The 15,255-nt window shown below is 61.4% G+C and carries 9 protein-coding genes; 4 read left to right on the top strand and 5 right to left on the bottom strand.

Annotated features, from left to right (window positions below):
* Window positions 1–185 precede the first annotated feature (185 nt).
* Complete coding sequence (locus HMPREF0762_RS07240) at window positions 186–1,904, top strand: FAD-binding protein (RefSeq protein ID WP_040619414.1); 1,719 nt, start codon at window positions 186–188, stop codon at window positions 1,902–1,904.
* A gap of 156 nt (window positions 1,905–2,060) precedes the next feature.
* Here HMPREF0762_RS07240 and HMPREF0762_RS07245 read toward each other — a convergent pair whose 3' ends face one another.
* Together HMPREF0762_RS07245 and HMPREF0762_RS07250 are read right to left on the bottom strand one after the other, a co-directional pair.
* Complete coding sequence (locus tag HMPREF0762_RS07245; protein WP_248676513.1) at window positions 2,061–2,663, bottom strand: cytochrome c3 family protein; 603 nt, start codon at window positions 2,661–2,663, stop codon at window positions 2,061–2,063.
* A gap of 146 nt (window positions 2,664–2,809) precedes the next feature.
* Window positions 2,810–4,579 carry an FAD-dependent oxidoreductase gene (locus HMPREF0762_RS07250; RefSeq protein WP_245935529.1) on the bottom strand — a complete coding sequence of 590 codons (1,770 nt, stop codon included), beginning with the start codon at window positions 4,577–4,579 and terminating at the stop codon, window positions 2,810–2,812.
* Window positions 4,580–4,790: 211 nt separating this feature from the next.
* On the opposite strand from HMPREF0762_RS07250, the gene HMPREF0762_RS07255 reads away from it, so the two are divergent.
* A complete protein-coding gene (locus tag HMPREF0762_RS07255) occupies window positions 4,791–6,308 on the top strand; it encodes a helix-turn-helix transcriptional regulator (protein ID WP_006362946.1) in 1,518 nt (505 codons plus the stop codon).
* 235 nt (window positions 6,309–6,543) lie between these two features.
* Window positions 6,544–7,254: a ferric reductase-like transmembrane domain-containing protein gene (locus HMPREF0762_RS07265; RefSeq protein WP_006362948.1), complete on the top strand. Its 711-nt coding sequence runs from the start codon at window positions 6,544–6,546 to the stop codon at window positions 7,252–7,254.
* A gap of 170 nt (window positions 7,255–7,424) precedes the next feature.
* Here HMPREF0762_RS07265 and HMPREF0762_RS07270 read toward each other — a convergent pair whose 3' ends face one another.
* A complete protein-coding gene (locus HMPREF0762_RS07270; protein ID WP_006362949.1) occupies window positions 7,425–8,843 on the bottom strand; it encodes a sodium-dependent transporter in 1,419 nt (472 codons plus the stop codon).
* Window positions 8,844–9,072: 229 nt separating this feature from the next.
* Entirely contained in the window at window positions 9,073–9,990 is a 918-nt protein-coding gene (locus HMPREF0762_RS07275) for an NAD(P)/FAD-dependent oxidoreductase (protein WP_006362951.1), read from the bottom strand.
* 461 nt (window positions 9,991–10,451) lie between these two features.
* On the opposite strand from HMPREF0762_RS07275, the gene cydD reads away from it, so the two are divergent.
* Window positions 10,452–14,225, top strand: coding sequence for a thiol reductant ABC exporter subunit CydD (cydD, locus tag HMPREF0762_RS07280; protein WP_006362953.1), 3,774 nt, complete (start codon window positions 10,452–10,454; stop codon window positions 14,223–14,225).
* Here cydD and HMPREF0762_RS07285 read toward each other — a convergent pair.
* Complete coding sequence (locus HMPREF0762_RS07285) at window positions 14,222–15,103, bottom strand: class I SAM-dependent methyltransferase (protein WP_006362954.1); 882 nt, start codon at window positions 15,101–15,103, stop codon at window positions 14,222–14,224. The genes cydD and HMPREF0762_RS07285 overlap by 4 nt on opposite strands.
* Between the last annotated feature and the right edge of the window lie 152 nt (window positions 15,104–15,255).

A 15,255-nucleotide genomic window follows, 5' to 3' on the forward strand; every position in this document is an offset into this window, starting at 1 on the left:
TCAGGTGAAAACCCGCATCCGCCCTCATTCTAGGTGATTACGGAAAAGCCGACGCATGCCATCATACGAGTCGCGGCCATCAGGAAAGCCGTAGGCGCAGAGGGGACGCCGATCGCATCGGACCACCACGCAGATGCCGCATCGCCGCTTCGCCTGAAAACATACCGTTCGTCAAGGGAGGGAATATGGCACGTTCGTTCGATATGTCTCGTCGCTCGTTTCTCACGGGCGCCGCGGCGGTCGCTTCGCTGTCCGCTGTAGGCGCGATCTCAAGCTGTGCGCCTAAGGGGGAAGCGGCATCGCAGAACGCGGAAGATATGCATCAAGCATCGGATGCGCCGAGCTGGCTCGGCGAAGCGCCCGAGATTTCGGATGCCGATTGCGTCGACATCCTCGATTTCGAAGTCGTCATCGTAGGAGCGGGGACGTCCGGGTACTTCGCCGCCGCATCCGCCGCCGAAAACGGCGCGAAGACCTTGCTCATCGAAAAGAGCCCGGCCGGAAACGGCATTCGATCCTCCGCGCTCGGAGCCGTGAATTCCAAGGCGCAGAAAGAGCGCGGCATATCCATCGACATCCCCGACATCGTCAACAATCTTTCAAGCTATGCGCAGGGCCGCGCAGACATGCGCCTCATCAGGAAATGGGCCGAGAATTCCGGCGAAGCGATCGACTGGTACACGGATCTGCTCGCTCAAAACGGCATGGAGGTCCAACTCGAATGGAGCATGCCCGAAGGCACGAGATATCTCGAATGGCCGGTCGGACACGGCACCAACGGCGAATACCCCGCACGCGAAGGAGAAGTCTCCAAGATATTCGATGCCTACATCACGTCGTTCGACGGATGCGAGGAGCGATTCAGCACCGTCATGCGGCGCCTGATCGCCGATGAGTCCGGCCGCGTCGTCGGGCTGTATGCCGAAGGCCCCGACGGCATGATCCGCGTCAATGCCTCCAAAGGCGTCGTGATAGCAACCGGCGGCTATGCCTACGACAAAGCCATGTATATGGATCGCCATGCCGAGGAGTACGCAAGCCACGGAACCTTCGACGCCTTCCCCAGCTGCACGGGCGACGGCATCAAGTCGCTGCTCTGGCTCGGATCTTCCATGGACTCCATTCCTTCCGGCGTCGTGTTCAACCGCTGCCTGCTCACGGCCGAGCAGCACGAAGGAGACCCGTACAACGTCGGCATCAAGGAATACGGCTATTTCTTCTATAGCTCCCAGCCTTTCTTGCGCGTCGACCATAGCGGGCAGCGCTTCCATAACGAAAGCGAGCCGTACGAATACGTCATGAAGACCTCGGCCAACCGCCCGAAGGGCAACCGTTTCTGGCACCAGATCTGGGATGCCAACTGGAAAACCGATATCGACCGCTTCCATACCACAGGATGCTCGACCATCTGCTACCACGAGGGCGGCGACCATGACTCGTTCCCGACGATGGTGGAGGACTGGATCGAGCCGGAGATGGAATCCTTCGTCGAAGCCGGCTACATCGTGAAAGCCGATACGCTCGAGGAGCTCGGAAAGGCGCTCGGCATCACGGACATGGATGCCTTCCTCGCCACGTGCGAACGCCAGAACGAGAATTTCGATAATCAGGTCGATCCCGATTTCGGCAAGGAGGCCTTCCGCCTGAGCGAACTGCGCACCCCGCCGTTCTATGCCACGGTGAAGTCCTGCGGATTCTCGCTCTGCACCACCGACGGCATCAAGGTCGACGACGACCTGCGCCCCTACGGCGAGGACGGTCACGCCATCGAGGGCGTTCGCGTAGTCGGAAACGACCAAGGAGGCTTTTACGGAGGCGTGTATCCCAATCTTGCTGTAGGCCTCAATGCGGGGCGTTGCGCCACGTTCGGGCGCCTGGCCGGCAAGGCGCTTGCCCAGGCATAAGCCATCCACGATTCCACGACCGCACTCCTGCCCTCTCCACCCGCACCCCTCCTCCCGTCGAGCGCAAGAGAGCATCGCGAGAGAAGGCGCCGACATGTCGGCGCCTTCTTGCTCTTAGAGAAGAAGTTCGGTTTCAGATGATGGATCCTTGGATCTTTAATCGTGACAGGTGTGGCACGCGTATACGTTCGCATGGTGGCAGGATATGCAATACTCCGGTGCGGTCTCCGAGACGGATTTCTTCGTATGCATGACATGACAGCTCGCGCAGGTGGTCTCTGAATGGTCCTCGTTCGCAGGCAGCGCATGGGGATTCACGGTCTTCCCCTCGGAATCGGTCAGGACGGTCGAGTCGGCCGTCTTGGCGGCAAGATCGTCATAGCTGCCATGGCAACCAAGGCACGCATCCTGCTTGATGCCGGTCTTACGAAGCTTCGTGACCTTCTGCGCTTTCTCGGCATTGGCGCCTTCATGGACGACGGCCAAGTCGGACTCATCGGCATGGCAGGTCTGGCAGGTATTTCCGTTTGCGGCATGGATGCCCGCAAGACACGCAGGATCGGTCAGCGAGTTCGATTCTGCGGCATGACATAGGCTGCAATCATCGGCATAGCTCCACGCAGAGATCGAAGCTGCACTCGGCGCTTCGTTCGCGGCACTCTGCTGAGATTCGCTCTCGCGTTGGCCCCCGCATGCCGCCAGACACGTTGCGGCAAGCAACCCGATCGCGACGCATGAGATGAGAGTTTTACTTTGCAAGCTCTTCAAGTTCGTACCCCCCCTTGTGCGCCACGCAAGGTCCTCTCCTTGCGATTGCGCACGAACAAGACGAAGCCTCGCTCGTTCAGCGCCTATGGGAAGCATCCCGCCGCCGATGTCCTTCGGACGGCGAGATGCCGAGATATCTACTTGCCTTCCCAAGCCGTTTCCGCCGCGGCATTTTCTCCCGCGATGCGTCCGCACACGATGCATTCGGTGAGGTTTCCGCCGCCTTGATACACGAACTTGAACACGGAAGACATCTCCCCTGCCGAGTAAAGACGCGGGATGATCTCATTGTTCCAATTGACTACGTGGCGATCGCCGTCGGTCTGCAATCCGCCTTTCGTATTAGGCCCGCCCGCAACAAGAGGCATCGCATAGAACGGAGGCGTGTCGATGGGCTGAAAGCCTTTGTCGACTTCTTCGCCCGAAATGGGATCCTTCGTCTTGCTCGAGCGCCCGAACTCCTCGTCGACGCCCGACTCAACCATAGCTTGATACTTCTCCATGGTCTCGACCAGGACTTCAGGACTCATGCGACCCTTGTTGTCACCGTGGGAATCACGGATCTTCTCTGCAAGCTCCTCGATGCTGTCCGCCTTGATAAGCCAGCCGTTATCGACCGCGGTCTGATTGCTCTCGTCCCAGGGGATGACTCCGAATCCGCACGTAGAGAGCGTGATATTGACCAAAGGTCCCGATGTGCGCTTCGTCTCGTCGATGATCATGTACGAAGGGGTATTGGGGAATTCGAGCTTCTCGATGTCCATATGCACGGCGTTCTTATACGAGAAGTAACGGCTGGGATCCTTGGTGATCAGCACTTCGTTCATGAAGCGTCGGCCTTCGGCGTTGACGACGATCGTGCCCGCCCCGCCAACCGAATCGGTGATCGATCCGACATTCATGCCGTTCTTCACGACGTCCGGACATGCCCAGATAAGTCGCGACGCGGCCTTGCCGACCTTCGCCAACTGCGCGCCGACCTCGCAACCCATGCGAATGCCGTCGCCTTCGTTAGAGGTCGTGCCGTAGAATGCCCAACCGGTAATGCCTTGGCCCTCGAGGAACGCACGGCGCATATCCTCGCTGTATTCGAAGCCTCCGCAGGTGAGAATGACCGCCTTGGTCGCCTTGACGCGGACCTCCTCTTCACCCTGCAGGGCAACAAGCCCTATCACTTCTCCCGCATCGTTAATGAGAAGCTTGCTTCCTCGCATGCCGTAGTCGATCTCGATCTTCTCGGATCGTGCAGAAACGCCCGCCTTAAGGCAGTTGAAGAATGCGAGGCCGGCCGCCGTGTCTTCTTTCGGCATGTCGAGCGTAGGGAACTTCGGTCCCGTTGCAGCCTTGCCATAAGAGCTGTTATAGGACTTGTACTTCGAGGCCTCCGCTCCAGGAAAGCTCGGAAATGCAGCGCCGCCGCGTTCGATCACGTTGTAGTCGGGATCGAGGCTCTGCATGAATTCGACGTTTTTAGGCTCGTATTCGGCGAACTTGTCCACGATGCCGTCGATATATCGAGGAGACGATTCCCCTTCCGTCTTGGTAGGGAGATTCTCGCCCGAGAACATAGCGCGCAAGTATTCCTTAAGAGCCTCTTTATCGCCATCTTGGTCGGGAGAGTGGAATATGCCTCCGGACATGACCGTGTTGCATAGATGTTCAGCCTCGGCGTTCTTCTCTAGGACAAGAACAGAGGCCCCTGCATCTGCTGCCGAAATAGCAGCGCACGCTCCAGCGCCGCCGAATCCGACGATCACGACTTCGGCTTCCTTGTCCCATGCCTGTCCGCCCGAACCGCCCGAGCTAGAGCAGCCTGCAAGGCCGAGCGCTGACGCGCCCACGGCGGTACCTGCCGCAGCAACGCCCATGTTGCGTAGAAAGGCGCGACGAGATACTGTGTAAGTCATTGCTCTTCTCCCCTCCCCATTGCTTCCTTGTTCCCTGCCTTCGGAACATCTCCGAAGGCAGGGACAACGTATGCGATGCAGCATGTTCATGCATCGACGGACTTGGCGGATTTCGCCCTGAAGCACGTCGATCATCCGAATCGGACGATCGGCTCGTCTGGATGATCCTAAAAGGCCTACCGATCATGCGGCACCAGTTGGGGGGGATAAAATGCTGAAGGCCACGATCCATCGATTCGAATGGCCCGGCTCCAAAGAGCTCGCGTGCGCCCTATGCCTGTTGCTTGCCTTAGGTGCATTGGGAATTTGGGCGAACCTCGTGGGCTACGGCACCGCATTCATTCTGCCGGCGGAGACGAGCCCTGCTTTCGAAGCGACGCGCTACGCGTTTCACGGCGGGCGCGCGCTGGCTGCGCTGCTCCTTCTTTTGTTTCCGAAGACAGTCGACAGGGCTTCCGTCGCCGCATCCGCCATAATCCCTATCTTCATGAGCTTCTGCACGGTGGGCTTTTCCATAGCGCCGTTCCAAACGCTTTTATCGACGTATACCGTGAGCATCGTCGCATCGCTGGTTCTGGGTTTCGCCTACATCTGGGTGATCGTAGCCCTCTATGTATCGATCGCGCGATGCCTGCACCTTGGAGCCGGCATCTCCGTCGTTCTCTTCGGTCAGATAATCGAGCAGGTCGCCAGCACGGCGATCAACTACGGAAGCCCTCCTCTCATACAGCTGTATCTTTGCTGCACATGTCCGGCAGTCTCGACGATCGCGCTGATGACGACGCATCGCCTTAAAGCCGGAATGAAGCAGAAGCGTATCGAAAAAGAGCCTTTTTCGGATCGGGCGCTTCGACATGTCTCGGCATTGCTCCTCTCGGCGGGAATCGCCATCGTGGTTTTGGGAGCCTTAAGCAATGTCGGACTCTGGGGTACGGTACGGCCCGATTACGCCATGGACGGTTTCGTCGAATCCATGCAGCGGACCTGCATCGCCTGCGTGCTGCTGCTTGCGTTTTCGATCTCCCTGTTCAAGCCGATGCGACATCCGCTGGTCCATCGATATCAGATTCCGCTGCTGATACTCATAGCAAGCATCATGGTGGCCCTGCTTCAGCCTTACGCGGCCGACGCAGAAGGCAAGGCCATCGCCGTCGAATTGACGTCGGCCGAATTCTTCGCACACGTTCTGCTGTGGACGATCCTGATCGCTGCGATCAAAGAAACGGGGCGGCCCGCATATCGCTTGGCTGGAATAGCGCTCTTCCCTTATTGCATGTGCTCGCTCGGATGGATCGTCCTTATGGAAAACGATCAGACGGCATCGTTGATCTTCGCTCTGGCGGTTGCGTTCGCCATCATCCTTCTTATTTCCACGCGTTCGGGAAAACCCCCTGAGCATGAAGCCTTCGGCACAGGTTCCATCGACGAGAGCGCATCGACCGGCGCAAGCGGAACGGCCGCTTTGGAAGCGATCGCCATGCGCTGTGCATTCATCGGATCGGCATACGGCTTATCCAATCGCGAAATCCAAGTTCTCGAGCTCCTTGCGCAAGGACGTTCTCGACCGTTCATTCAGCAGAAGCTCGTTCTCTCCGAAGGCACCGTCAAAACGCATATTTCACACGTCTACGAGAAGATCGGCGTTTCTTCGCTTCAGAATCTTCTCGACGTCTTGTACGAAAACGACGCGAGAAGAACTGCCGACGGCTCGACGACACCGGGAACGTAGGAACCCATGACAGAACCCAAAGATTCCAAGACGCAGAGCGCAGAACCGTTTTCCGTCGTCAAAGCGTTGCACGGCCGCAGCGCGACCTATGATATGCTGGCCAACGTGCATTTCGTGCCCCTGACCGCCGAACAGGCGGATGGCTTCTCGGATGCACCTCTTCATGAAAGGGCCGCTATGCCGCGCCATACGAATCGGTGCACACGAGCGGGGAAGGGCTTGGAATCCTAGGGCCATGAATGCGGTTCTTGTTCTTCTCATCGCCATCGCGGCATGTTTTGCGCTGCGAAACCCCCTGAAGAAGGCGCCTCTCGCCTTCTACGTCCTTGCGGCGATCGTCGTCGTGACGTTTCTGATGCTCGATTCGCTCGATGCTTCGCGAAGCGTGCGCTTGGCCTTCTTCTGGACTATTCAGAAATGCCTGGTGCCGCTGGCATTGTTCATTGTGGTCATGTATATCGGCGTGCTTCCGCGCACATCGAAGGTCGCTCTCTGGCTGCGCCCCATCCGGGCCGAACTCTCTATCGTCGCTTGGATCCTCACGCTCGGGCACGTGGTCGTATACCTGCAGTCTTACCTTTCCCCCCTAATCGGAGGCGTAGGCGTCAGGAATAACGTCATGATAGGCATCGTTGTGGCAATCGGCCTATTCGTGCTGCTCATCTTGCTTGGCGTAACGTCGTTCAAGTCCGTGAAGAAGCACATGGACGCAAGGGGATGGAAGGCCGTGCAACGCCTTGCGTACCTGTTCTTCGGACTGGTGTACGTGCATCTGCTTCTGCTGCTCATGCCTGCCGCGATCGGAGGCGGCGACGCGGCGATCGCGTCGATGTTCATGTATACGGCGATCTTTGGAATCTACGCGGTAGCTCGTGTGCATCGATTCCTGACCGACCGCACGGAAGAGCAGAGCTGCGAGCTCTCGGAAGACGAGGCGGCAAACTGAAGAGACGCAGGAAGCAGAGCGCAAGCATGCCCGCACGGCAGCCTATGGTCTTGCAGATGCCGAAACACGAAGCTCGGAAGGAAGCTCAGGCACGAATGCGCGTCCCATCGGCCAGCCTGCCACGAACGGCTGGGCGTGGGCGATGTGCGTGGCGGACAGCCGTTATGCGCCTAGAAGCTGAAGAACCCGAGGGATTTCCCGATCGACGCCACGAGAATCACGAGGATGCAGACCGGCGCCACGTACTTGATCATGGCCGACCATGCATCCGCCAGGCGGAATTCCGACGAGCGGCGAATTTCGTCGATGATGACCCGAGGCTTCACGATCCATCCGAAGAACAGGCAGGTGATCAGCGCGACTGCAGGCATGAGCACCGAATTGGAAACGAAGTCGAGCGCGTCGAGGATCGTCGATCCCTCGCCCATCGGCTGGATGAACGAAAGCCCGCTGTACCCGAGCGCCACGACGATGCCGACGACAGACATGTACACGATGACGATGACGAGCGCGCGACGACGCATGGCACCGAGGGCATCGGCCAGAATCGACGTGCACGCTTCGACGAGCGAGATAGCGCTCGTGAGCGCCGCGAAGAACACGAGCAGGAAGAACACGAACCCGAGCGCACCCGCGACCGGCCCCATGTTCTCGAATACCTGAGGAAGCACGATGAACATGAGCGACGGACCTGAGTTCTCGGCGACGGCAGCACCCGAACCGAACGCGACGAAGGCGGCGGGCACGACCATCATGCCCGCGAGCAGGGATATGCCGAGCGTCATGCCGGCGGTCTGCACGGACGACGTGGGAATGGACACCTCGGACTTCACGTAGGAGCCGTACGTCACCATGATGGCCATCGCGATGGAGAGCGCGAAGAACGTCTGCCCGAGCGCGGCGACCACGAGGTCTATCGAGAATTTGGAAAAGTCAGGCTTCAGGTAATAGACGAGCCCGTCAAGCGCGCCGGGAAGCGTCAGCGTATAGGCAGCCACCGCGATGGACATGACGATAAGCGCCGGCATCATGATGAGATTCGCCTTCTCGATGCCGCCGTTCACGCCAAGAGCGACCGTCAGGAACGTGACCGCCAGAAACACCAGCATGAAACTCACGCTCTGCGGCCCGTTCGCGATGAAGGACGAGAAGTACGTCCCCCCGTCGGCCATCGCCGAAGGCGAGTCGAAGACGTAGGCGAACGCATATTTGGTCACCCAGCCGCCGATCACGCAATAATAGGGCGCGATGATGAACGGCACTGCCGACGACAGCACGCCGATGAAGGAATACCGATCTCCGAACTGGCGATATGCGCCGATCGCGCTCTGCCGCGTCTTGCGGCCGAAGGCGACTTCCAGCGTGAGGAGCGAAATGCCGAGCGTGAACACGAAAACGACGAAGAGCAGAAGGAACGCCCCGCCGCCATAGTGCGCCGCAAGATACGGGAAGCGCCACATGCTTCCCAAGCCGACGGCGGAAGCGGCAGCGGCCAGCACGAATGCAAGCTTGCCCGACCATTGCGCGCGGGAACCCGCTGCGGAATCGCCTGGAGATTTGGGCTCGATGATGCGGGTGTCCGAAGACATGGCAACGTCCTTTCCCTGCGCGGACGCGCATTCATACGCGACGCAGGGTTGACGTCGCACGAAACGATCGGCGTGTGGGGCGGGCGAATTCCCGGGGAAATGCCTGCCGAATTCGGGATTGTACGGCACGAGCGCGCCCTATGGCAAGCAAGAGGACAGAACGCTCCCCTCTTCCGAAGCGTACACCAGAGAAGAGGACGGTCGAAGATGCGCCGAGCGTCGACAGAGCCTATCTAGAACAGTACGCAGAAGCGGACATGCCGGCAATCGCGCCGTCTCCGACGGCAGTCGCCACCTGGCGCACCTTCTTGGATCGGATGTCTCCGGCCGCGAACACGCCATCCACGCTCGTGCGCATCGCCTCGTCGGTCACGATATAGCCTGCGGCATCCAGCTCGATCGCGCCGTCGAGCATGCCCGTGTTCGGCGTGGCCCCTGCATACGAGAACACGCCCGCGCCCGGGCACGACACGGTCTCGACCGACCCGTCGGCCAACGATTCGATGTCGATCTCGGAAAGCTCGCCCTCCCCACGCACCGCGACGATCTTGCTCGCAGGACGGACGACGATGGCGTCCGTCGCCTCGATGATACCCCTGAACTGGGACGAACACGCAAGCGCAGGCTCGACGCACACGATGGTCACGCGCGTCGCCGTCTTCGCTAGGAAGATCGCCTCCTTGGCGGCCCCGTTCGCGCCGCCGATCACGTAGACTTCGCGCCCAGCGAACCGAGCAGCGTCGCGCGGTGCGTTCAGCCTGGTGAAACGACCGGCAAGAGCATCTTCCCCATCGTAGCCCGCCGCTCGCGGCGTGCCGCCGTGCGCCAAGACGACGCATTTCGATTCATAGACGCCGGCATCGGTCACGACGCGACGAACGCCCGAGGCCGTCATCTCTATCGCACGCACGGCTTCGTGACGAATGTCCGCCCCGGCGGCCGTCGCGTCGTCCTCCAACGCCTTCGCGAAGTCGGCGCCCGGCATCCACTGCGGCGCGCCCGCGAAATGCGTGATAGCCGACACGTGCGAAATAGTTCCTCCGACCTGGCCTGCCTCGAAGATGACCGTCTTGCGTCCGTTGCAGAGCGCGTAGTACGCGGCGCTCAACCCCGCCGGACCGGCTCCCACGATGATGATGTCGTACATGATGCGATGCTTCCTTTCCCCATACCGGCGCGCATCGCCGGTTCGTCCCTCTGAGTCGCACGACACATCCTACGCCAGCACGCGGCTCTATGAAAGGCAATAGGCAGAAGATGAGAACTGCCTGTCATCTCCGCCGAATCCTACGGACGCGCATCTTTGCGGACGATCGAGCGAATCCGGCCTTTCGTCTGCAGATTGACCGAGGCCGAAGCCTCTATACGTCTATCCGCCCGCACCATGCTTTAGAATGCATATGCTACGCATCGAGCAACAATGCACATGCAGGGGAACGCACCGAACGGAATGCCTGCGCCGCATGCGAAACGTAAGAATCTGCGCCCGTCGACCAGGCCGAACGGCGCATTCCATCGACGCATGCGACCGTACGCATCCTCCGCGAGACGCACGGCGAAGATCGACCCGGGACGTGCGGCATCCCCTCCCCGATAGAAAGCCGGCCGATGTTCGATAAGAGACTTTTCGCCCTGCCCGCCGTCCGACGCGCGCTCATCATGCTTCTCGTCGCCGCCTTCGCGCATGCGCTCTGCGTGCTCGGAGAGGCATGGGGGCTCTCGACGGCCATCGCACGCATCTGGAACGGGGATCCCATATCCGATCAGGTCCTGCCCATCGCCGTCTTCGCCGCATGCTTCCTTGCATCCCAAGCCGTCGCCTGGATATCGGACACCCGCATGGAATCGTTCGCGCGCTCGCGCGTGAACGAGATTCGCGAGCGGCTGATGGAGCGGACGTTCTCGGGCGACGTGCGTCTGAAGGAGAAGGCAGGCTCGGCCGCCGTCGCGCAGACGCTCATCGAAGGAGCCGCGCAGGTCGAATCGTATCTCAAGCTCGTGCTGCCCAAAATGGTCGGCGTCGTCGTGATTCCCCTGATCATCTTCATCGCTGCGATTCCGCTCGATATCGTTTCGGCGTTCATCCTGCTCGTGCTGTTCCCTATCATCGTCTTCTTCATGATCTTGATCGGAAACATGGCGCAGGATAAGGCGCAACGCCAGTACCGTGCGTTCCAGACGATGTCCAACCATTTCATCGACACGCTGCGGGGGCTGCCTACCATCAAGGCCCTCGGCGCCGGACGGGCGCGCGGGATCCAGGTCTTCGAGACGAGCGAGGCATTCCGCCGCGCGACGATCGACACGCTCAAGGTCGCCACGCTTTCGGGCGCCGTGCTCGACCTCATCGCGACCGCAGGCGTCGCCGCCGTCGCGATCATGCTCGGCCTCCATCTGATCGATGGCAGCATCGCGCTCGCCCCGGCGCTCGCGGCGCTCTTCCTCTCGCCCGAATATTTCAAGCCCATCCGCGCCTTCGCCGGAGACTTCCATGCCTCGCTCGATGGGAAGAACGCTCTGGCGGCGATGCTCGACCTCGAAGAACGCACGGGAACCGGAACCGAGGAAACGCCGGCGGAGGAAAAGGCCGCGCCTGCGGTCTGGAACGATTCATCCGTCCTTTCCCTGCGCGACGTCTCGGTCGCCTACGAGGACGCCGGCTTCTCCGCGATCGAAGAGACGACCATCGACCTGCACGGACATGAGGTCGTCGCGCTCATAGGCCCGAGCGGGTCGGGAAAGAGCACGCTTGCCTCCCTTATTGCAGGCTTCCTGCGTCCTTCAACGGGCGCGATCGCCGTTTCCAGCGGAATCGAAGCCCCTATCGACGTCGACCTTTCCTGCGACGCCTGGCGACGCCAGGTCGTCTACATCCCCCAGAATCCCTATGTGTTCAAAGCATCATTGCGCGACAACCTGCGCTTCTACGCGCCCGACGCGTCTGACGAGGCCGTGCTCGAAGCAGCGCGGGCTGCAGGCCTCGACGCCCTCGTGGATGAGATGCCCGACGGCCTCGACGCCGTGATCGGCGAAGGCGGCAGAGGGCTGTCGGGCGGCCAAGCCCAACGTATCGCGCTCGCGCGCACCTTCCTCGTGCCCGAACGTCGCATCCTCGTCCTGGACGAGCCGACCGAGCATCTCGACGTGGAAACGGAGCTTGAGCTCAAACAGCGCATGCTGCCTCTGTTCGAAGATCGGCTCTGCATCATCGTCACGCATCGCCTTCACTGGCTCGACCAGGCCGATCGTATCTTCCGCATGGAAGGGGGCCGTCTTGTCGAAGTCGAAGGCGCCATGGACGAGCAGCATGCCGCAGATGACGGCGCGCACATCGCATATGATGCAGCCCTCACGTTTGCACCAACCGCGACCGGCGAAGCTGCGTATCTGGACGAGGCTCTTTCGGCCGGCCGTTCGTCAAGCGTCCGCGCATCCCGCGTAACCTGCAGCCTTGACGACCGGGCTTCCGACGATACGGCCTTCGCGCATGCGGCCGGCTCCGCCGATGCCCTCGCCCCGGGTACCGATGACCCGAAACGCGATCGCTGGGTGCGTCCGTACTTCTCGATGTTCCGCCCCGAGCTCATCCGTGCCGTCGCCCTCGGCGTGGCGGCCCTTGCCTTCGCAACGCTCCTCATGTTCTCGTCGGGCTACCTCATCAGCCGCGCAGCCGAGCGTCCTGACGCCATCCTGCTCGTCTACCTGCCCCTTATCTGCGTGCAGGTATTCGGAGGCGGCAAACCCGTCCTTCGCTATTTCGAGCGCCTCGTCAGTCACGACTGGGTCTTCCGCATGACATCGGACCTGCGCCTTCGCCTGTATGCCGCGCTCGAGAAGACTGCGCTTGCGCCTGGATCGCGCAGGAGCGCAGGCGAGGTGCTCGGGCTCGTATCCGACGACATCGGACATATCCAGAACCTCTACCTGCGCAGCATCTTCCCCGCCGTGACAGCGCTTCTGCTTTACCTGCTCGTCGTGATCGCGCTCGGATGTCTCTCGCTGCCCTTCGCAGCCGGCACGGCCGTCCTCCTCGGCGTTGCGGCTTTCGTCCTTCCCCTCATTTCCTTGCGCGCGAACCGCACGCATCTGGAACGCAGCAAGAACGCGACGGATGCATGCTACGCGAGCCTGACCGATGACGTCTTAGGCTCGAACGATATCGTGCTCGCGGGCCGCGGGGCGGAATTCCTCGAGACGCATCGCGCGGCGCAGTCCGCAATCGCACGCGAAGAATCCGCAGTTGAGCGCCGCCGCCACGTCATCGACGCCTCGATGGCGGCGGTCTTCTGCATCGGAACATGCATGACGATCGTCTGGGCGGGCGAGCGCTTCGCCGAACCGGGCGCCATGGGCAATGCGGCGAACTGGGTCGCGGCCTTCGTCCTCGGATTCCTCTCCCTTGCGGAAGCATTCTCCCCTCTTCCGCACGGTGCGGCCGTAAGCTGCACCTACGCCCAATCCATCACGCACCTGAACCGCATTCCCGAAGCGGAGGACGAGGCCCGCGCCATCAGGCGCGCATGCACGAAGCCTGTGAAAGGCGGTCGAAACGGCCAGGAGCGCGGATCCGACGATCGCAACGCCTTCCCGAACCGCAGGTGCCATGCGGATGCGCAGGGGGATGCCTGTCTTCTGAACGAAGCGGATGCGACGCATCCCGCGATCGACGTGCGCGAGGTCGCATACGTCTACGACGGCTCGGACCGCCCCGCGCTCGACGGCGTCACGCTCGACATACCCTTCGGCCAGAAGGTCGCCGTGCTCGGCCGGAGCGGGTCGGGCAAATCGACGCTGCTTTCGCTCGTACGCGGAGACGCGGCGCCGCAGAACGGGTCGATACGCATCGCGGGGCGCGAGGCGTCGTCCTTCGGAAACGGCATCGCACGCATCGTCGGATACGTGCAGCAGGATCCCTACGTCTTCGACCAGACGCTGCGCGCGAACCTGCGCATCGCCGATCCGAACGCAACCGACGAGGACCTGCGAGGCGTCATGGAATCCGTCGGGCTCGCACCGGCGCTTGCGCGCCTCCCCCGCGGTTTGAACACGCTCTGCGGCGAGGACGGCGCGCGGTTTTCCGGCGGCGAACGCCACCGCATCGCGCTCGCACGCGTTCTGCTGTCGAAGGCTCCTATCATCATGCTCGACGAGCCGATGAGCGGACTCGACCCCGATACGGAGGCCGGCCTGCTCGATACGTTCATGAATGCGGCGCAGAACCGCACGCTCGTCATGGTGACGCATCACCTCGCAGGCATCGAACGGTTCGACCGCGTAATCTTCATCGAAGACGGGCGTATCGCGATGGATGGGACGCCTGCCGCTCTCGCACGAAGCGATGCGCGTTTCCAAGCGCTTCTGGAATTCGACGCGAACTGCTAGGCGCGCTTAAGGACGATGTAGGCATTGAGATCGCCCGTCCGGCCGTCGGACTTGAATCGGTCCACGACGCGGGTATCGGGCATGCGGCGCCCAAGCGCCGCGACGAGCCGATCGATTTCCTCATCGTCGGCCTCATGACAATAGCGCACGGCCGCCTCGTCGCCCTGCCAACCGAGAAGGAAGTCGCCTGGCTCGAAGGCGATCGGCCGCCCGAGGTACCGCGCCAGGCGCGCATGGTCGCGCCGAGCCTTCGCCGCGCGTGCCGGATCGTTCGTGAACTGCCAGAACGTCGCCACGACGAAGCCTTCCGGACGCGTCGCGCGCATCATGGCCTCAAGAAGGCGCAGGCGGTTCTCGAAGCCGGGCACATGATGCATGAAGCCGAAACAGACCGCCAGGTCGTATGCGTCTTCGCACGAATGCGGAGATATCGGATCCTCGAGAAGCATCCCTATAAGATCGCGCTCTTCGAAGCGCACATCCCCGCCGGTAAAACCGCCCGATCCGAGGCGCGCGAGCTCGACGCATGAATCCACCGCATCGAATGCGAACGGCACGTGCGGATAGCGCGCTGCCAGGAACCGTTCGAACCGAAGATTTCCGCAGGCTACGTCGAGCACGCGTACGACAGAAGAACTACCGTACGCGATGCGTTCAATCCCATCGGAAGCTTCACCGCGCTTGGCGATTCCGACCTCATCGAAGGCCTCGCCATGCCCAACGTGCCCGATCGCTTCGCGAACGGCCGGCACGACCCTGTCGCATGCGCGGATCCACCCTTGCCAGGGAGCATGCCGGGTATCGGAGAAGGAATCGGCGTGCAGCCGATAGAAACGCTCGTTGAGCGCAGCAAGGTATCGCGCGTCGTCGGTATTCATGCGCAGGATTATAACGGACGGCCGCCCGTAAGCGGACGGCCGCCCGTGCGTGCCCGGCCCTGTCTTTACCGGGTGCATCTCGGGATGCAAAAGCTCCGGTCGCCCGAACGCGCCCGATCCTGCCGAAGCGGCACGCCGCGAAGACGCATGGA

Origin of the sequence: Slackia exigua ATCC 700122, assembly GCF_000162875.1 — a bacterium.
Taxonomy (GTDB): domain Bacteria; phylum Actinomycetota; class Coriobacteriia; order Coriobacteriales; family Eggerthellaceae; genus Slackia; species Slackia exigua.

Bases quoted from the DNA above. Each gene is read 5' to 3' on its own strand.
- HMPREF0762_RS07240 (WP_040619414.1), top strand. From the start codon at position 186: ATGGCACGTTCGTTCGATATGTCTCGTCGCTCGTTTCTCACGGGCGCC.
- cydD (WP_006362953.1), top strand. From the start codon at position 10,452: ATGTTCGATAAGAGACTTTTCGCCCTGCCCGCCGTCCGACGCGCGCTC.
- HMPREF0762_RS07250 (WP_245935529.1), bottom strand. From the start codon at position 4,579: ATGACTTACACAGTATCTCGTCGCGCCTTTCTACGCAACATGGGCGTT.
- HMPREF0762_RS07270 (WP_006362949.1), bottom strand. From the start codon at position 8,843: ATGTCTTCGGACACCCGCATCATCGAGCCCAAATCTCCAGGCGATTCC.
- HMPREF0762_RS07285 (WP_006362954.1), bottom strand. From the start codon at position 15,103: ATGAATACCGACGACGCGCGATACCTTGCTGCGCTCAACGAGCGTTTC.
- HMPREF0762_RS07255 (WP_006362946.1), top strand. From the start codon at position 4,791: ATGCTGAAGGCCACGATCCATCGATTCGAATGGCCCGGCTCCAAAGAG.
- HMPREF0762_RS07265 (WP_006362948.1), top strand. From the start codon at position 6,544: ATGAATGCGGTTCTTGTTCTTCTCATCGCCATCGCGGCATGTTTTGCG.
- HMPREF0762_RS07275 (WP_006362951.1), bottom strand. From the start codon at position 9,990: ATGTACGACATCATCATCGTGGGAGCCGGTCCGGCGGGGTTGAGCGCC.